This window comes from Streptomyces mayteni, assembly GCF_054783955.1.
Map to the genome: position 1 here is coordinate 1 of NZ_BAAGPR010000135.1, position 17,559 is coordinate 17,559.

A 17,559-nucleotide genomic window follows, 5' to 3' on the forward strand; every position below is an offset into this window, starting at 1 on the left:
GGGGGGGGGGGGGGGGGGGGGGGGGGGGGGGGAAAACCCCGCGCGAAGCGCGGGGCACCCACCCCGGCCCGTGCGAAGCCGCCCCGGACCGCGCGAAGCGCCGCAGCCGCCGCAGGCCGGCCCGGCCCGGGCCCGGCCCGCCGGGCCCACCCCGCGCGCAGCGCGGAACAAAGGGCGGGTGGGTGGGGGAGAACCCCGCGGCCGGTAGGGGAACAGGTGGGCGGGGGGTGGGGGAGGGCTGGGCGTTGTGACCAGGGGTCAGGCCGTGGTCCCGTACAACGCCTCGATCTCCGACGCGAAGTCCTTCGTCACCACATGCCGCCGCAGCTTCATCGACGGCGTCAGCTGGCCGCCGGCCTCCGTGAACTGGCCGGGGAGCACACGGAAGCGGCGGATGGACTCGGCGCGGGAGACCGCCGCGTTGCCGTCGTCGACGGCCGCCTGGACGGCGGCCAGCAGCTCCGGGTGCCGGAGCAGCTCGTCCCGGTCGAGGCCGGCGAGGCCGTGTTCCGCGGCCCAGCGGGGGAGGAACACGTCGTCCAGGGTGATCAGCGCCGCCACGTAGGGGCGGCCGTCGCCGACCACCAGGCATTCGGCGATCAGGGCGTGGGCCCTGACCCGGTCCTCGATGACGGCCGGGGCGACGTTCTTGCCGCCGGCCGTCACCAGGATCTCCCGCTTGCGGCCGGTGACGGTCAGGTAGCCGTCGTCGTCGAGCGCGCCGAGGTCGCCGGTGCGGAGCCAGCCGTCGTCCGTCATCACCTCGCGGGTGGCGGGCTCGTTGTTCCAGTAGCCGTGGAAGAGGTGGTCGCCGCTGACCAGGATCTCGCCGTCGTCGGCGACGCGCATCCGGGTGCCGGGCACCGGGTGGCCCACCGTGCCGATGCGGGGCGCCTCGGCGGGGTTGAACGCGGTGGGGGCGCAGGTCTCGGTGAGGCCGTAGCCCTCGAGCACCGTGAAGCCGACGCCGCGGAAGAAGTGGCCGAGGCGGGCGCCGAGCGGCGCGCCGCCGCTGATGGCGTGGGTGGCGCGGCCGCCGAGCGCGGCGCGCAGCCGCCGGTAGACCAGCGCGTCGAACAGCCGGTGCCGCAGCCGCAGCGCGAGCCCGGGGCCCGCCGGGGTGTCGAGCGCCCGGCTGTAGGCCTCGGCGGTGCGGGCGGCCCGTTCGAAGATCGGGCCCCTGCCCTCCTCCTCCGCCTTGGCGCGGGCCGCGTTGTAGACCTTCTCGAAGACCCGGGGGACGCCGAGCATCAGGGTCGGCCGGTAGGAGGCGAGGTCGTCGGTGAGGGTGGCCACGTCCGGCACGTGCGCCAGCTTGAGCGGGGCCATCAGCGCGGCCACCTCCACCATCCTGGCGAGGACGTGGGCCAGCGGCAGGAAGAGCAGCAGCGAGGCGTGGGGGTCGCGGACCAGCGGTCCCAGCTCGGCGACGGTGTTGCCGCAGACGGTGAGGAACGCCCGGTGCGTCAGCACACAGCCCTTGGGGCGCCCGGTGGTGCCCGAGGTGTAGACGATGGTGGCGACCGAGTCGGGGGTGACACCGGCCGTCGCCGCGGCGAGGTCGGCGTCCGCGACCTCGGCCCCGGCTTCTGTGAGCCGGGCGATCGCGCCCGGCTCCCCGCCGTCCGGGTCGAGGCACCACACGGTGCGCAGCTCGGGCAGCCGGTCGCGCAGCGACGCCACCACGGGCAGGTGCTGCTCGTTCTCGACGACCACCGCGACCGCGCCCGAGTCGGACAGGTTCCAGGCGATCTGCTCGGGCGAGCTCGTCTCGTAGACCGGGACCGAGACCGCGCCTGCCGTCCAGATCGCGAAGTCGAGCAGCGTCCACTCGTAGCGGGTGCGGGAGAGCAGCCCGATCCGGTCGCCAGGGGCGATGCCCGAGGCGAGCAGGCCCTTGGCCACGGCCCTGACCTCGGCGAGGAAGGCGGCCGCCGTGACGTCGTCCCAGCCGTCGTCCGGCCGCCGGCGCGCGAGGACCGGGTGGTCGGGCGTCCGCTCGGCGTTGACCCGCGGCACATCGGCGAGACCGCTGTCGGCTGACACCTCGTAACGGGCCGGAAGACCGAACTCGCGCACTGACGCTCCTCGTTGTCGTGGACTCGCTGTCGTGGACCGCGCTCTGGATTTGCCGGGGAAGCCGGTTATCCGACGCTTTGGCGTGCCCCGGGCGCAGCGTACTCCGCCCGGCGTGGAGCGCCTCCCGTGCGGAGCTCGCGACGGCGCGCGATAGCCTTCCCCAGAAGGCAGCGGGAGATTGGCAAGGAGCCATGGCCATGGCCGAGCACACCAGGTCGAGCATCACCATCGAAGCCACCCCGGCCGAGGTCATGGCGGTGATCGCCGACTTCGGCCGCTACCCGGAGTGGACGGGTGAGGTCCAGGAGGCCGAGATCCTGGCCAGCGGGGAGGACGGCCGCGCCGAGCAGGTCAGGCTGCTGCTCGACGCCGGGGCCATCAAGGACGAGCACACCCTGGCCTACGAGTACCCGGACGAGCACGAGGTGCGCTGGTCGCTGGTGAAGTCCCGGATGCTGCGCGCCCTCGACGGCTCCTACCGGGTGCTTCCGGTGGCCGGCGGCAAGCACAGCGAGGTCACCTACCAGCTGACCGTCGACGTCAAGATCCCGATGCTGGGCAGCATCAAGCGCAAGGCCGAGAAGGTCATCATCGACCGGGCGCTCGCCGGTCTGAAGAAGCGCGTCGAGAGCGTCCCGGAGTGACCTCGCAGGGGCCGGGCGCCCGCACCCTGTTGGTGACGGGCCCCGGCGGCGACGGCGTCAGCACGGTCGCCGCCGCCACCGCGCTGGCCGCCGCCCGCGCCGGCGAACCCACCCTGCTGCTCAGCCACGAGCCGGCCGCCCGGCTCGGCGCGCTGCTCGGCACCGCCCCGCCCGCCTGGCCCGAGGAGCCCGCCACCCTGGCCGACGGCCTCTCCGTCGCCAGGATCGACTCGGGCGCCCGCTTCCGCGCCGGCGTGCTCGCCGCCCAGCGCCACGTCCGCCCGGCGCTCGACGCGCTGGGCGCCGGCGTACTCGACGACGACGAGTTGACCGAGCTGCCCGGCACCGCCCCGCTCGCCCTGCTGCACGCGCTGCGCACCGCCCACGACGCCGGGCGCTGGCGGCTGGTCGTGGTGGACCTGCCGCCGGTGGCCGACGCGATCCGCGCGCTGGCCCTGCCGGCCCAGCTCCGCCGCTACCTGCGCCGGCTGCTGCCGCCCGAGCGGCAGACGGCACGCGCGCTGCGCCCGCTGGTCGCCCAGCTGCTCGGCGTGCCGCTGCCCACCCAGAGCCTCTACGAGACCGCCGACCGCTGGGACGCCGAGCTGGCCGCCCTGCAACGGATCATCGAGGGCCAGGGCGCCGCCGTCCGGCTCGTCCTCGACCCCACCGAGCGGTCCGCCGCGCAGGCCCGCGCCGCCCGCGCCGGCCTCGCCCTGCACGGCCTCGGCGTCGAGTCGCTGATCGCCAACCGGCTGCTCCCCACCGGCTCCGCGGCCCGGCTGCTCGCCGCCCTCGCCGGCCAACAACGGGAGCTGCTCGTCGAGTTCGGCGCCGCCACCGGCCTCGCCACCCACCACCACGTGCCGCACCTGGGCCGTCCCGTGCGCCCCGCCGACCTGGCCGGGCTGCCGCTGCCGCCGGCCGGCGCACCGGGGGACGCCGGGCCCGCCGAGCCGGTGGTCGAGGACCGGCTGGCCGCCGAGGGGCTGCTGGTGTGGCGCCTGCCGCTGCCGGGCGCCGCCCGCGACGACCTCGGGCTGGTCCGCCGCGGCGACGAACTCCTCGTCACCACAGGACCGTTCCGCCGCGCCCTGGCGCTGCCGGCCGCGCTGCGCCGCTGCACGGTGGCCGGCGCCGCGTTCACCGACGACGCCGAGCTGGCCGTCCGCTTCGCCCCCGACCCGGACCGCTGGCCGGACCGGGCGCTGACCGGGATCCCGCGGCCGGGCTGACCCGGGGTACCGTCGATGCGACGGCACACGCATCGGAGGCCGCGATGAGCGACGACACCGACCGGGAAGGTCGGGACCACCCCGAGGGCCGGGAGGGCCGGCACGACGGGAACGAGCAGGGCGCGCGGGGGCCGCGGCCCGTGGACGACGACGCCTGGGCCAGCGCCTGCGCCGAGGACCTGGCCGCCGAGCGGGAGCGCCGGCGACGCGCCTACGGCGAGACGCCACCCCACGGGGACGCGGCCGAGGAGCTGCGCAAGCTGGCCGCGGCCATCACCGACCAGCTCGGCCGGTTCGGCCTCGGCGGCCTGGCCGGCGCCGGGCTCGCCGCGCAGGCCAGGGCCGCGGTGGAGCCGGTGCTGGAGCGGAACGCCGAGGCGATCCAGCATCTGGCCAACGCCGGCCAGGAGTTGCTCGCCGCCTACCGGTCTGCGGTGCTCTCCCAGGAACAGCGCTGGACCAGGAGCGCCGAGCACCCCGAGCCGCCCGCCCCCGCTGAGCCCACCGAGCCGGCCGAGCCCGCCGGCTCGGCCGGCCCCGCCGAGCACCCCACGAAGCCGGCGAATCCCTCCGATTCGGCGGAACCGGACGATCCGGCCGCCGGTGGCCCCTCCCAACGCATCGACCTGGACTGACGCGGGGCGGTTTGTCCGGCCGCGCTCCGGTACCGTGTTCCGCGAAGCGGGGACCCACTGACATCACTTGAGGGATAAAGGGCATATGGGACTGACCATCGGCGTCGACATCGGCGGGACGAAGATCGCGGCCGGCGTGGTGGACGAAGACGGCACGATCCTCGACACGTGCCAGGTGCCGACCCCACCCACCCCCGAGGGCGTCGTGGAGGCGATCGCGCACGCCGTCAGGACCGTGGGCAGCGACTCGTCAGCCGAGGCGGTGGGCATCGGGGCCGCCGGCTACGTCGACGACAAGCGCGCCACCGTGCTGTTCGCGCCCAACATCGACTGGCGCCGCGAGACGTTGAAGGACAAGGTCGAGCAGCGGGTCGGCATGCCGGTGGTCGTGGAGAACGACGCCAACGCGGCCGCCTGGGGCGAGTACCGGTTCGGCGCGGGCGCCGGCCACGACGACGTCATCTGCGTGACCCTGGGCACCGGCATCGGCGGCGGCATCGTGATGGGCGGCCGGCTCTACCGCGGCCGGTTCGGCGTCGCCGGCGAGTTCGGCCACGTCCGGGTGGTGCCCGACGGGCTGCTGTGCGGCTGCGGCAGCCAGGGCTGCTGGGAGCAGTACGCCTCGGGGCGCGCCCTGGTCCGCTACGCGCGGCAGCGCGCCACCGCCACCCCGGAGGCCGCCGAGGTGCTGCTCGGCCTCGGCGACGGCACCGCGGAGGGCATCGAGGGCAAGCACGTCAGCGCGGCCGCCAGGCGCGGCGACAAGGTGGCCGTCGACTCCTTCCGGGAGCTGGCCCGTTGGGCCGGCGCCGGCCTCGCCGACCTGGCCTCGCTCTTCGACCCCTCGGCCTTCATCGTCGGCGGCGGCGTCTCCGACGAGGGCGACCTGGTGCTCGACCCGATCCGCAAGTCCTTCCGCCGCTGGCTGGTCGGCGCCCGCTACCGGCCGCACGCCCAGGTGCTCGCCGCCCAACTGGGCAACCGGGCCGGCCTGGTGGGCGCGGCCGACCTGGCCCGGCAGGGCTGAGTCCGCGCGCCGGCATGCCGACCGAGGTACGGCTGCTCAGCTACAACATCCGCTCCATGCGGGACGACACGGCGGCGCTGGCCCGGGTGATCAGGGCCTGCGCCCCCGACGTGGTGTGTGTCCAGGAGGCCCCGCGCTTCCTGGGCTGGCGCCGCAGGGTGGCCCGTCTCGCGCGGGCCACCGGCCTCTTCCCGGTGAGCGGCGGCGCCGCGGCCACCGGACCGATGATCATGGCGGCGCCGCGGGCGTTGGTCGAGTCGGCGGGCGACCTCACCCTGCCGCACACCCCGGGGCTGCACCGCCGGGGCCTGGCCACCGCCGTGCTGCGGTTCGCCGGCGGCGGGCGGCTCGGCGTCGTCAGCTGTCACCTGAGCCTGCGGGCGGCCGAGCGCCGCCGGCACGCGCCGCTGGACGCCGACCGGCTCGCCGCGCTCGACGCGCGGGCCGCGGTGCTGGCCGGCGACCTCAACGAGGACCCGGGCGGCGCCGCGTTCCGGCTCCTCACCTCGCGCGGCCTCCGGGACGCCTGGGAACTCGCCCCCGAGGGCGGCGAGTCGACCTCCCCGGCGAACGCCCCCGCCCGCCGGATCGACGCCGTGCTCTGCACCGGGCCGGTCACGGTGCTGGGCTGCGGCGTGCCGGCCGAGCCCGACCCGGCCGACCTGCGCGCCGCCACCGACCACCTGCCGGTGCTGGCCAGGCTCGAGATCCGAACCGGGCTCGAGATCTGAACCGGCCGCGCGGAAGGGCGGCGTCAGACGACGGCGCCGCTGCCCGGGTCCGTGAAGTCGTCGTCCCGGCCGTCCCGCAGTCGGGTGATCAGCGTGGCGAAGCCGCCCAGGAAGCCACCCACCCCCAGGGTGACGATCCACCAGGTCATCCGCTGCTGGAACAGCACGGCGACGATCAGCAGCAGCGGGCCGCCGAGCACCGCGATCCACGCCAGCTTGGTGGTCAGGTCCGTCTCCGGCAGCGGCGGCGGCTCGGGAGGCACGAAGTGGTCCTCGTCCTCGTCCTCCGCGGCCTCCCAGTCCCGCGGGCCGGTCAGCGGTCCCGAGGTGGGGCCGGCGCTCGCGGGCCCGGCCTCCGGGCCGTCCGCCGGCTCGGCCACCGGCACCCGGTCGACCGTGTCCGTCAGGTCGGCCTCGCCCGCCTTCGGCCAGACGCCCGGCGGGTCGACCGGCTCCTCGCCGTAGCCGGCGACGATCTCGGCCCAGGCGGCTTCCTCGTCGATCGGGTCGCGGCCGTCGCCGCGCTCCTGGTCACGTTCCGTCACGGAGAGTCTTCCTTGTCGCGAGCCGGTGCAAGCCGGGTGATGAAGGCGTCCGTCTCTTGAAAGATACGCTCCGCGTCGTGATCCAGGGTGGCCACGTGAAAGCTGGACGGCAGCAGCAGTTCGGTCACGTCCGTGGAGGACACCCGGGAGCGGACGAGGTCCACGTCCCCCGGCGCCAGCACATGGTCCTCGGCGCTGCGCATCAGCAGCAACGGCTGTGTGACCCGCGGCAGTTCGGCCCGCACCAGGGCCTGCAGCCGGCGCAGCGAGTGGGCGGCGTGCAGCGGCACCCGGTCGTAGCCGGACTCGGCGACGCCGTCCTTCGCTATGTCCGAGACGATCCCCTTCGTGCTGGACACCAGATGGCGCAACACCGGCAGCAGGAAGCCGGCGGGCGAGGGGAAGGTGACCCCGGGATTGACGACGGCGACCCCGGCGACGTCCGAGCCGTGCCTGGCCGCCAGCCGCAGCGCGAGCGCCCCGCCCATCGAGAGCCCGCAGACGAACACCGCGGCGCAGCGGCCGCGCAGTTCCCGCAGCTCGCGGTCGACCGTCGCGTACCAGTCCTCCCAGCCGGTGCGCTGCATGTCCTGCCACCGGGTGCCGTGCCCGGGGAGCAGCGGCAGCGAGACCGTGAGACCGCGGTCCGCCAGGTGCTCTGCCCAGGGGCGCAGCGAGTGCGGGGTGCCGGTGAATCCGTGACACAGCAGCACCCCGGTCGACGAGCCGTCGTGCGTGAAGGGCTCGGCCCCGGGAAGAAGGCGCATCGTCTGCTCGCTCCGATCGTGGGCTTAGGGCGCCAGTAACCCTATTCCCCAGTAAGGTCGGGTCATAGAACACGGGAGGTTGACGGGGTGCTGTACGGGGCGATGAAGATATCCGTGGGGGCCGGGCTGAAGGTGGTCTTCCGCCCCTGGGTGGAGGGGCTCGAGCACGTGCCGGCGGAGGGGCCGGCGATCCTCGCGAGCAACCACCTGTCGTTCTCCGACTCCTTCTTCCTGCCGGCTGTGCTCGACCGCAAGGTCACCTTCATCGCCAAGGCGGAGTACTTCACCTCGCCCGGCGTCAAGGGGCGGCTCACGGCGGCGTTCTTCCGGGGCGTCGGCCAGCTGCCCGTGGACCGCTCGGGCGGCCGCGCCGCGGGCGAGGCCGCGATCCGCAGCGGCGTCTCGGTGCTGGAGCGCGGCGAGCTCTTCGGCATCTACCCGGAGGGCACCCGCTCCCCTGACGGCCGCCTCTACCGCGGCAAGCCGGGCGGCCTGGCCCGGATAGCGCTGGCCACGGGCGCGCCGGTGATACCCGTGGCCATGATCGACACCGAGAAGATCCAACCGCCTGGCAAGGTCGTCCCCAGGGTGATGCGGCCCGGCATCCGGATCGGCGAGCCGCTCGACTTCAGCCGCTACGAGGGCATGGACGAGGACCGCTTCATCCTGCGCTCCGTGACCGACCAGGTCATGTACGCGATCATGAAGCTCTCCGGCCAGGAGTACGTGGACGTCTACGCCTCCGTCGCCAAGAAGATGATCACCGAGGCGGCCAAGCGGGACGCCGAGGACGCGAAGCGGGCCGACGCCGAGGGCCCGCGGGAGACCGGGGACGCGGGGGAGTAGCGCAGATGTCCGTGGAGCGGCCGCTGTGGCGCGCCCTCACCGGCTACCGGCTGCTGACGCTCTGCTACGCGCTGGTGCTGTTCCTCCTCTCCCACGACGACTACGGCCGCCCGCTGGTCGGCGCCGGCTACCTGCTCGCGCTGACCCTCTGGACGCTGCTCACCACCCCCCTGGTCTCCGGTGCCGAACGCTGCACGCCCCGCTTCCTGGCGGTCGACCTGACGATGGCGGTGGGCGGCACCATGCTGACCCTGGCCGCCGACCCGCGCGCCGCCGTCGGCCCCACGCTGCCGTCGATCTGGGTGGCCGGACCGGTGCTGGCCGTGGCCCTCAAGGGCGGCTGGCGCTGGGGCGGCGCGGCGGCCGTCGGCATGGGCGCCGCCAACCTCGCCGAGGACGGCAGGTTCTCCGGCACGGCGCTGCACAACGCGGTGCTGGTCTGCGTGGCGGCCGTCGCCATCGGCTACGTGGTGGAGGTGGCGCGCGCCAGCGAGCGCGCGCTGGCCAGGGCGCTGCGGATCGAGGCCGCCACCAGGGAGCGGGAGCGGCTGGCCAGGGACATCCACGACGGGGTGCTCCAGGTGCTGGCGATGGTGCAGCGGCGCGGCACCGCGCTCGGCGGCGAGGCCGCGGAGCTCGGCCGGCTCGCCGGCGAACAGGAACGCGCGCTCCGCACACTGGTCACGGGCGTGGCTCCGGCCGCCACGCCGGCGGTCGCGCCGGCGAGTGGCGACCTGTCGGCGCTGCTGGCGTCCGCCGCCGGGCGCGGCGACCGCGTCACGTTCTCCGGCCCCGGCACGCCGGTGGAACTGCCGGCGCACGCCGCCCGCGAGCTGACGGCGGCCGTCGAGGCGGCGCTCGACAACGTCCGCCGGCACGCGGGCGCGGCGGCGAGCGCGTGGATACTGCTGGAGGACGAACCCGACGCGGTGCTCGTCACGGTGCGCGACGACGGCCCCGGCATCCCGACCGGCCGACTGGCCGCCGCGGCGGCCGAGGGCCGCCTCGGCGTGGCCCAGTCCATCCGGGGCCGGCTCCGCGACCTCGGCGGCGACGCCGAGTGGGCGTCCGTGCCGGGCCAGGGCACGGAGGTCGAGTTGCGGATGCCGAAGGGCGCGGGAGAGGGAGGGAACCCATGAGGGTGATGGTGGTCGACGACCACCCGATGTGGCTCGACGCGGTGGCCAGGGACCTGGGCGAGGCCGGTATGGAGGTGGTCGCCACCGCCGGCGACGGCCCCCAGGCGGTACGGCGCGCGCGGGCCGCGCGCCCCGACGTGCTGGTCCTCGACCTCAACCTGCCGGGCCTGCCGGGCGCCGAGGTCTGCCGGCAACTCGCCGGCGAGGTACGGGTGCTGGTGCTCTCGGCGAGCGGCGAACAACGCGACGTGCTGGAGGCGGTGAAGGCCGGGGCCACCGGCTACCTGGTGAAGTCGGCCAGTGCGGCCGAACTCGTCGACGCCGTCCGCCGCACGGCGGCCGGCGAACCCGTCTTCACGCCCGGCCTCGCCGGCCTCGTCCTCGGCGAGTTCCGCCGCCTGGCCGCCGCGACGACGGCCGAGGCCGTCACCGACGTCCCCCACCTCACCGACCGCGAGACGGAGGTGCTGCGGCTGGTGGCCAAGGGCCTCACCTACCGGCAGATCGCGGATCGACTGGTCATCTCGCACCGGACGGTGCAGAACCATGTGCAGAACACGTTGGGCAAGCTGCAGTTGCACAACCGGGCGGAGTTGGTGCGATACGCGATCGAACGCGGCCTGGACTAGCGGTTTCCCCCACCCACCCGGCCTCGGCCGCCGGCCGGGCGGCGTAGCCGCCGCCTCGGTCCGGGACCCCGTTGGTTCACGCCCGCGCAGAGCGCGGACGGGGCCCGGCCCGCCGCTAGCCGATTTCCGCGCCCCGCGGCCGTGCCGGGTCGCGCCCACCCACCCGCCCCAGCGGGTGGCTTTGCGCGGCCTCGGCCGCCGGCCGGGCGGCGTAGCCGCCGCCTCGGTCCGGGACCCGTTGGTTCACGCCCGCGCAACGCGCGGACGGGGCACCAGCCGGTGTCAGCCGACCTGCGCCCCGAAGGGCCGGGCGGCGCAGCCGCCTTGGCCCAAGGAGCCCGCGGCCCCTCGCCCGCTTCGCCGGGCGGCACAGCCGCCACGGTCCGGCCCGGGCCGCAGGCCCACCCCCGCGCGGAGCGCGAGAAGGGCGGGTGGGTGGGGAAACCCCGCGTCACGCCGCCGCCCGCGCGCCGCGCCGGGCCGCAGGCCCACCCCGCGCCCTGGGCCGCAGCCCCCCGCGGAGCGCGAGGAGGGCGGGTGGGTGGGGGGAGCAACCGTCCGGTGAGTCTCAGACCGGCAGGTCGCTCCCCGCCGTCAGGGATGCGACGATCGCGGGGCCGTTCAGCGTCAGCACGGACTCCGCGTGGAACTGGACCGCCGTGAAGCCGGGCCCCCGCATCGCGTGGACCTCAGACGTCGCCGCGTCGCGCGCCACCTCCACGCCGCGCCGCGCCAACGCCGCGGCCGTCTCGTCGTCGCAGCGCGCCACGTACGAGTTGTAGAAGCCGACCGTCTCCTCGCGGCCGAAGAGGTCGATCCGTTCCTGCGCGCCCTGGAAGGGGCGCCGCTTGCGGACCAGGTCGAGGCCGAGGTGCGCGGCGACGAGTTCGTGCCCCAGGCAGACGCCGATCACCGACCGGCCGTCACCCCCGCTCGCCAGCAGGGCGGCCGTCAGCTCGCGCAGCACCCGCATCTTGGGGTCGGCCTGGTCGCGTGGGTCGCCGGGGCCGGGGCCGAGGAGGACCGGGCCCTGGTGGGCGAGGGCGCGCGGCACGGCGCCCGGCGCGTCGTAGCGGGTCACCTCGACCTCCGCGCCGGTCGCCCTGAGCAGGTGGGCCAGCATCGAGGTGAACGTGTCCTCGGCGTCGATCACCAGGATCCGCGGGCCGCCGCCGGCGGCCGGGGCGTCCTGCATCCGGAGCCAGAACGGCGCCAGGCCGGTGCGGCGCGCGGCCAGCGCCGCGCGGACGCGCTGGTCGTCGGCCAGCCGGGGGCGCGGCGCGCCGGACTCGGCGGGGCGGCCGGCCCGGACGCCGAGGGCCGCGAGGACGCCGGCGACCTTCGCGTGGGTCTCGGCGACCTCGCCCGCCGGGTCCGAGCCGCGCACCAGCGTGGCGCCCACCGGGACCCGTAGCCGGCCGTCCGCCGCGTCGATGTCGGCGGTCCTGATCAGGATCGGCGAGTCGACGCCGTCCGCCGTCAGCAGGGCGAGCGCGCCCGCGTAGTAGCCGCGTCCTTCGTGCTCGTAGCGGCTGATCACCCGGCAGGCGTTCTCCACCGGGGAGCCGGTGACGGTCGCCGCGAACATCGTCTCCCGCAGCACCTCCCGCACGTCGAGCGTGCTGCGTCCCCGCAGCTCGTACTCGGTGTGCGCGAGGTGCGCCATCTCGCGGAGCCGGGGCCCGATCACCACGCCGCCCTGGTCGCCGACGGCGCACATCATCTTCAGCTCCTCGTCGACCACCATCGACAGCTCCTCGGTCTCCTTGCGGTCGTCGAGGAACTCGAGCAGCCCGGTGACGCTGGGGCCGTCCGCCGGATAGCGGTAGGTGCCGCTGATGGGGTTCATGACGACGGTGTCGCCGCTCATCCTGACGTGGACCTCGGGGCTGGCGCCGACCAGCACCCGGTCGCCGGTGTGCACCACGAAGGTCCAGTAGGCGCCGCGTTCGGCGGCCAGCAGGCGACGGAAGAGGGCGAGCGCGTCGCGGCGCGAGAAGCCGTCGATCCGGCCGGTGAAGGTGCGCCTGATCACGAAGTTGGCGCCTTGGCCGGCGCCGATCTCGTGCTGGACGACGTCGGCCACCACCCGCTCGTAGGCGGCGTCGTCCAGGTCGAAGGCGCCGTCCCGCACGGTGACGGCGTCGTCGGGGAGGGCGTCGAGCACCGCGTCGACGGGCAGCTCGTGGACGGCCTGGGGCAGCAGCACGGCGAGCGGGGTGCCGTCGTCGGTGACCTCGAAGCCGCGCTCGGCGAGCTGACGGAACGGGATCAGCGCCAGCGCGTGCTCGTGGCGCGGCAGCTCGGCGAGCCGGTCGAGCTCGACGACGGGGCCGGTCAGCAGCTCGACCGTGTCGTGGTCACGGCCCGGGGTGCGGCGGCGGAGCAGGGCGAACGGGGTCGGGCCGGCGAGCAGCGCGTCCAGGAGGCGTGGGGCGTCGTGCATGGCGGGTGGTCCCTTCGATTCGCATCGTCAACGATGTCGAGTGGGTCGAAGATCGAGAGGGGACGGGCCCGCGAACGCCGAAGGCCGCCCCTCGGGCGGCCTTCGCGGTGGTCGGTGCTGCGCGCGATCAGTGGGCCGCCGGATGAGCGGTCCACCACCAGGAGCTGATACGCGTCGCGAACATGCCGGGGACTGTACACCACGGGTCGCGCCGGGTGGCCCCGTCTCACTCCCTGGCTGCCCGGGAAAAGGGCTGGACGCCACCCCGTAATCTGGAGCGCGTGAGCGTGAACCCAGACAGCAGCACTCGCACGCCCGCCTGGCGTGACCTTCCCGCGGCTCAGCAGCCCGACTACCCGGACGCCGCGGCCCTGCGGGCCGTCGTCGCTGACCTGGAGTCCTATCCGCCGCTGGTGTTCGCCGGCGAGTGCGACCAGCTGCGTGCCCGGATGGCCGCGGTGGCGCGGGGCGAGGCGTTCCTGCTGCAGGGCGGGGACTGCGCCGAGGCGTTCGACCAGGTCAGCGCCGACCAGATCAGGGCCAAGCTGAAGACGCTGCTCCAGATGAGCGCCGTGCTCCAGTACGCGGCCGCCGTGCCGGTGGTGAAGGTGGGCCGGATCGCCGGCCAGTACTCGAAGCCGCGGTCGAAGCCCACCGAGGTGCGGGACGGCGTGACGCTGCCGACGTACCGGGGCGACTCGGTCAACGGCGCGGAGTTCACCACCGAGGCCCGGGTGCCCGACCCGGAGCGGCTGCGGCGGATGTACCACGCGTCGGCCGCCACGCTGAACCTGGTGCGCGGCTTCACCACGGGCGGCTACGCGGACCTGCGCCAGGTGCACGCCTGGAACCAGGACTTCGTGCGCAACTCGGCGTCCGGCCGGCGCTACGAGGCGCTGGCGCGGGAGATCGACAACGCGCTGAACTTCATGCGGGCCTGCGGCGCCGATCCGGCCGAGTTCCACTCGGTGGAGTTCTACTCCTCGCACGAGGCGCTGCTGCTCGACTACGAGGCCGCCCTGACCAGGACGGACTCGCGCACCGGGCGGCTGTACGACGTCTCCGCGCACATGGTGTGGATCGGCGAGCGCACCCGGCAGCTCGACGGGGCGCACATCGAGTTCGCCTCGTCGATCCGCAACCCGATCGGCGTCAAGCTGGGCCCGACGACCACCCCCGAGGAGGCGCTGACGCTGATCGACCGCCTCGACCCGGACCGGGAGCCGGGCCGGCTGACGTTCATCACCCGGATGGGCGCGGACCGGATCAGGGACCGGCTCCCCACGCTGGTCGAGAAGGTCACGGCGTCCGGCGCCCAGGTGGCGTGGGTCTGCGACCCGATGCACGGGAACACCTTCGAGGCGGCCTCCGGGCACAAGACGCGGCGCTTCGACGACGTCCTCGACGAGGTCAAGGGCTTCTTCGAGGTCCACAAGGAGCTCGGCACCCACCCGGGCGGCATCCATGTCGAGCTGACCGGCGACGACGTCACCGAGTGCGTGGGCGGCGGCGACGAGATCTTCGTCGACGACCTGCACCAGCGGTACGAGACGGCGTGCGACCCCCGGCTGAACCGCAGCCAGTCGCTCGACCTGGCGTTCCTGGTCGCGGAGATGTACCGGGCGTAGCCGCTCGGCGGGGGGTGGCGGGGGCCACACTCCGGGGTACTGTCGGGCGATTCGGACAGCGGGTAAGGTTAGGTTTACCTCACTATGTGAGCCTGGCTTCCGCGTTACCCGCTGTTCGGAGGGTCTGAAGGTGTACGTCTGCTCGTGCTTCGGTATCACGGAGCAGCAGGTGCGCGAGCGCGCCGCCGCCGGGGCGGCGACGCCGCGGCAGATCGCCTCCGACTGCAAGGCGGGCACCGACTGCGGCTCCTGCGTGCGCCGCATCCAGTGCCTGCTCGGCCGGGGCCGGCCGGCGGCCGAGGCGCCGGCGGCGGTGGTCCCGGCCCCCACCCCGGCACCCGCCCGGGCCCCCGTCGCCGCCCCGACCGGCACCCCGGCCTACTCCGCGTAGTTCGCGCCCGCGCCGTCGTCGTCCCCGCTCGGCTGCTTGATCTGCTGGGCGAGGTACAGCGGTTCGCCCAGCTTCTCGACGAGCTCCAGCTGGGTGTCCAGGTAGTCGATGTGGTGCTCCTCGTCCTTGAGGATGGACTCGAAGATCTTGGCCGACGTGATGTCGTGCTTGGCCCGCATCACCTCGATGCCGCGCCGCAGCCGGTCGATGGCCTCGACCTCGATCTGCCGGTCGGCCTGGAACATCTCGGTGACCGTCTGGCCGACCCTGACGTGGAAGAGCCGCTGGTAGTTCGGCAGGCCCTCCAGGAAGATGATCCGGTCCGTCAGGACCTCCGCGTGCCGCATCTCGTCGAACGACTCGGCACGGGTGTAGGCGGCCAGCTTGGTCCAGCCGAAGTTCTCCTGCATCTTGGCGTGCAGGAAGTACTGGTTGATGGCCGTCAGTTCGGCCGTCAGCTGCTCGTTCAGAAACTCGATGACCTCGGGGTCGCCCTGCATGGCGGCGCGTTCCTTCCCTGGCGTTCCGCGGCTTCGCCCGGCCCAGGAGGAGGGGTCGGCCGGATCGTGCGCGCATCGTGGCATCACGCAGGCGATACGTCCAGTAAGCGAAGGCTTACCGAAATGCACGCTTCCCGCCGGTTTCGCGCCGTCTCGCGGGTTTCGGGCGGCGCGAGCCGGGTGGTGGTGCGGGGTGGTGTCCGAGGTCTGTCACCATGGAGGCATGGGTCAGCCGGACAACCGAGTGGGGGAGGCGGGGCGGCTGCCCCCGGGGCAGCGACCACAGCGTGGCTGGCCCGTCACGCACTACGGGCCGGTGCCCCGATTCCGTCCGGAGCGTTGGGAGTTCCGGGTCTTCGGCGCCACGGCCGACGGGGACAAGCACTGCTGGACGCACGAGGAGTTCTCCGCGCTCCCGTACGAGACGGTCGTCGCCGACCTGCACTGCGTCACCAAGTTCAGCATGCTGGGCGAGGAGTGGGGCGGGGTGCGGGCCACCACCATCCTGGAGCTGGCGCCGCCGGCCCCCGAGACGACACATGTGATGGTCTGGGCGGAGTACGGCTACAGCGCCAACCTGCGGCTCGCCGACTTCACCGCGGAGAGCGTCGTCTTCGCCACCCACCGGGACGGCGAGCTGCTGACCGCGGAGCACGGCTTCCCGCTGCGGCTGATCGTGCCGCACCTCTACGCCTGGAAGGGCCCCAAGTGGGTGCGCGGCGTCGAGTACATGACCGCCGACCGGCGCGGCTTCTGGGAGGAGCGCGGCTACCACAACATCGGGGACCCGTGGCGGGAGCAGCGCTACTCGTATCAGGAGGAGCCGGGCGAGGGCCCCGAGCTCTGAGCGTCCTCGGGGGGTTGCGGCTCGCGCAGCTCCTTGAGTCTGGCGACGTCGGCCGCGTGGCCCGGCTGGCCGCCGGGCGTCTCGATGACCAGCGGCACGCCGGCCGTGGCCGGGTGGCGGAACAGCTCGGCGAACGGGTCGGCGCCGATGTGGCCGGCCCCGATGTTCGCGTGCCGGTCGCGGTGCGCGCCGGCCGGCTCCTGGGAGTCGTTGGCGTGGATCAGCCGCAGCCGCCCCGGCCCCGCGACGGCGGTCAGCTCGTCGAGCGTCGCCCGGACGCCGCCGGGCACGGCGAGGTCGTGGCCGGCCGCGAAGACGTGGCAGGTGTCCAGGCAGACGCCGAGCCGCGGATGGCGGTCGAGGGCGTCGAAGTACGGGCCCAGGTCCTCGATCCTGGCGCAGAGCGAGGCGCCCTGGCCCGCGGTGGGTTCCAGCAGCAGCCACGGGTCGTCGGGCTCGGTCAGCTCGTCGAGCAGCGGACGCAGCAGCCGCCGCACCTGCGCGAGGGCCACCGCCCTGGTCCGGCCGCCGGTGGCTGAGCCGGTGTGCACGACGACGCCGTGTGCGCCGATCTCGCGGGCGCGGCGCATGGAATGACGGAGCGACACCACCGAGCGTTCCGCGGTGTCGGGGTCGGCCGAGCCGGGGTTGATGAGGTAGGGCGCGTGCACGTAGGCGGGCAGCGACTCGGCCGCGCAGGCGGCGCGGAACTGCTCGTCCTGGCGCGGGTTTCCGGGCGGTGTGGCCCAGCCGCGCGGGTTGGCGACGAACACCTGGAGCGTCTCGGCGCCCAGCGCGCGGGCGTAGGGAACGCCGACGGCGGCCAGGCCCCCGGCTACGGGGACGTGGCCGCCGATCGGATTGCGTTCGCGACGGTGTTCGCGAGGGTGTTCGCGATGCTGAGAACTGCTCACCGACCCAGAATGCCAGGCCGGTAGGGCGGTTTCGGCACGGGCCCGGTCAGTAGGGGCCGTTGACGTTGTCGATCGAACCGTAGCGGTCCCACGCGTAGTTGGCGGCCGCGACGATGTTGGCGACCGGGTCGTACAGGTCGTACGGCGTGCCCTCGACGTGATAGGCGTCGAACGTCGGCTGAATGACCTGGAGCAGACCGATGGACGGCGTGCCGTTGATCGCGTTGATATCCCAGTCGTTCACCGCGCTGGGATTGCCGCTCGATTCCCGCATGATGTTGCGGTAAAGGCCGTCGTAGCTGCCCGGAATTCCGTGCTGGGCCATGATGTCGAGCGCCTCGTTGATCCAGCCGTCGAGGTTGTCCGGGTAGGTGGTCGCGGTGGGCTCGGCGGCCGGGGCGGTCACCGGCTCGGAGACCGGCTCCACGGCCGGCTCGCTGGCGGCCGCGGCCTCCGAGGCGGCGGCGCCCTCGGCGGCGGCCTGCTCGGCGGCGCCCTGCTGGGCGGCGGCCTCCTCGGCGGCGCGGGCCTCGGCGGCCACCCGCTCGGCCTGCGC

Annotated in this window: 19 protein-coding genes; 11 read left to right on the forward strand and 8 right to left on the reverse strand. The window is 74.5% G+C overall.

Going from position 1 to position 17,559, the window contains the following annotated elements; all coding sequences use genetic code 11:
• Window positions 1–258: 258 nt before the first annotated feature.
• The gene (locus ACYVPE_RS35125; protein ID WP_461037864.1) at window positions 259–2,079 is read right to left on the reverse strand and encodes an AMP-dependent synthetase/ligase; all 1,821 of its coding nucleotides are present in this window, start codon (window positions 2,077–2,079) and stop codon (window positions 259–261) included.
• A 197-nt stretch (window positions 2,080–2,276) separates the two neighbouring features.
• On the opposite strand from ACYVPE_RS35125, the gene ACYVPE_RS35130 reads away from it, so the two are divergent.
• From ACYVPE_RS35130 to ACYVPE_RS35150, 5 genes are all read left to right on the forward strand, one after another.
• Window positions 2,277–2,723 (forward strand): SRPBCC family protein, encoded by a 447-nt coding sequence (locus ACYVPE_RS35130; protein ID WP_461037865.1) that lies wholly within the window; start codon window positions 2,277–2,279, stop codon window positions 2,721–2,723.
• Window positions 2,720–3,958: an ArsA family ATPase gene (locus ACYVPE_RS35135; protein ID WP_461037866.1), complete on the forward strand. Its 1,239-nt coding sequence runs from the start codon at window positions 2,720–2,722 to the stop codon at window positions 3,956–3,958. Before ACYVPE_RS35130 ends, ACYVPE_RS35135 begins: the two co-directional genes overlap by 4 nt.
• Before the next feature lie 44 nt (window positions 3,959–4,002).
• On the forward strand, window positions 4,003–4,593 hold the full coding sequence (locus tag ACYVPE_RS35140) for a DUF5304 family protein (protein WP_461037867.1): 591 nt from the start codon (window positions 4,003–4,005) through the stop codon (window positions 4,591–4,593).
• 85 nt (window positions 4,594–4,678) lie between these two features.
• Window positions 4,679–5,620, forward strand: a complete 942-nt coding sequence (locus ACYVPE_RS35145) for an ROK family glucokinase (RefSeq protein WP_461037868.1) — start codon at window positions 4,679–4,681, stop codon at window positions 5,618–5,620.
• Window positions 5,621–5,634: 14 nt separating this feature from the next.
• On the forward strand, window positions 5,635–6,351 hold the full coding sequence (locus tag ACYVPE_RS35150) for an endonuclease/exonuclease/phosphatase family protein (RefSeq protein WP_461037869.1): 717 nt from the start codon (window positions 5,635–5,637) through the stop codon (window positions 6,349–6,351).
• Between the two features lie 23 nt (window positions 6,352–6,374).
• On the opposite strand, the gene ACYVPE_RS35155 is transcribed toward ACYVPE_RS35150, so the two are convergent.
• Together ACYVPE_RS35155 and ACYVPE_RS35160 are read right to left on the reverse strand one after the other, a co-directional pair.
• Window positions 6,375–6,896: a hypothetical protein gene (locus ACYVPE_RS35155; protein WP_461037870.1), complete on the reverse strand. Its 522-nt coding sequence runs from the start codon at window positions 6,894–6,896 to the stop codon at window positions 6,375–6,377.
• Window positions 6,893–7,663, reverse strand: coding sequence for an alpha/beta hydrolase (locus ACYVPE_RS35160; RefSeq protein WP_461037871.1), 771 nt, complete (start codon window positions 7,661–7,663; stop codon window positions 6,893–6,895). The genes ACYVPE_RS35155 and ACYVPE_RS35160 overlap by 4 nt, the downstream gene beginning before the upstream one ends.
• Before the next feature lie 87 nt (window positions 7,664–7,750).
• Here ACYVPE_RS35160 and ACYVPE_RS35165 point away from each other — a divergent pair, with 87 nt between their 5' ends.
• The 3 genes from ACYVPE_RS35165 to ACYVPE_RS35175 are packed head-to-tail and all read left to right on the forward strand — an operon-like array spanning window position 7,751 to window position 10,277.
• Window positions 7,751–8,509 carry a lysophospholipid acyltransferase family protein gene (locus tag ACYVPE_RS35165; RefSeq protein WP_461037872.1) on the forward strand — a complete coding sequence of 253 codons (759 nt, stop codon included), beginning with the start codon at window positions 7,751–7,753 and terminating at the stop codon, window positions 8,507–8,509.
• A 5-nt stretch (window positions 8,510–8,514) separates the two neighbouring features.
• Complete coding sequence (gene macS, locus ACYVPE_RS35170) at window positions 8,515–9,648, forward strand: MacS family sensor histidine kinase (protein WP_461037873.1); 1,134 nt, start codon at window positions 8,515–8,517, stop codon at window positions 9,646–9,648.
• Window positions 9,645–10,277 carry a response regulator gene (locus tag ACYVPE_RS35175; protein ID WP_461037874.1) on the forward strand — a complete coding sequence of 211 codons (633 nt, stop codon included), beginning with the start codon at window positions 9,645–9,647 and terminating at the stop codon, window positions 10,275–10,277. Before macS ends, ACYVPE_RS35175 begins: the two co-directional genes overlap by 4 nt.
• A gap of 568 nt (window positions 10,278–10,845) precedes the next feature.
• Here the strand turns inward: ACYVPE_RS35175 and ACYVPE_RS35180 are convergent.
• Complete coding sequence (locus ACYVPE_RS35180; RefSeq protein ID WP_461037875.1) at window positions 10,846–12,723, reverse strand: chorismate-binding protein; 1,878 nt, start codon at window positions 12,721–12,723, stop codon at window positions 10,846–10,848.
• 127 nt (window positions 12,724–12,850) lie between these two features.
• Complete coding sequence (locus ACYVPE_RS35185) at window positions 12,851–12,907, reverse strand: trp operon leader peptide (protein WP_461037882.1); 57 nt, start codon at window positions 12,905–12,907, stop codon at window positions 12,851–12,853.
• Between the two features lie 97 nt (window positions 12,908–13,004).
• On the opposite strand from ACYVPE_RS35185, the gene ACYVPE_RS35190 reads away from it, so the two are divergent.
• On the forward strand, window positions 13,005–14,351 hold the full coding sequence (locus tag ACYVPE_RS35190) for a class II 3-deoxy-7-phosphoheptulonate synthase (protein WP_461037876.1): 1,347 nt from the start codon (window positions 13,005–13,007) through the stop codon (window positions 14,349–14,351).
• 169 nt (window positions 14,352–14,520) lie between these two features.
• A complete protein-coding gene (locus ACYVPE_RS35195; RefSeq protein ID WP_461037877.1) occupies window positions 14,521–14,742 on the forward strand; it encodes a (2Fe-2S)-binding protein in 222 nt (73 codons plus the stop codon).
• Here the strand turns inward: ACYVPE_RS35195 and bfr are convergent.
• Window positions 14,730–15,242 (reverse strand): bacterioferritin, encoded by a 513-nt coding sequence (bfr, locus tag ACYVPE_RS35200; RefSeq protein ID WP_461037878.1) that lies wholly within the window; start codon window positions 15,240–15,242, stop codon window positions 14,730–14,732. The genes ACYVPE_RS35195 and bfr overlap by 13 nt on opposite strands.
• A gap of 223 nt (window positions 15,243–15,465) precedes the next feature.
• Here bfr and ACYVPE_RS35205 point away from each other — a divergent pair, with 223 nt between their 5' ends.
• On the forward strand, window positions 15,466–16,089 hold the full coding sequence (locus tag ACYVPE_RS35205; RefSeq protein ID WP_461037879.1) for a sulfite oxidase-like oxidoreductase: 624 nt from the start codon (window positions 15,466–15,468) through the stop codon (window positions 16,087–16,089).
• Here ACYVPE_RS35205 and ACYVPE_RS35210 read toward each other — a convergent pair.
• Both ACYVPE_RS35210 and ACYVPE_RS35215 read right to left on the reverse strand, forming a co-directional pair.
• Window positions 16,056–17,003: a deoxyribonuclease IV gene (locus ACYVPE_RS35210; RefSeq protein ID WP_461037880.1), complete on the reverse strand. Its 948-nt coding sequence runs from the start codon at window positions 17,001–17,003 to the stop codon at window positions 16,056–16,058. The genes ACYVPE_RS35205 and ACYVPE_RS35210 overlap by 34 nt on opposite strands.
• Before the next feature lie 46 nt (window positions 17,004–17,049).
• Window positions 17,050–17,559: transglycosylase SLT domain-containing protein (locus ACYVPE_RS35215; RefSeq protein ID WP_461037881.1), on the reverse strand; the 510-nt coding region annotated here is incomplete at its 5' end.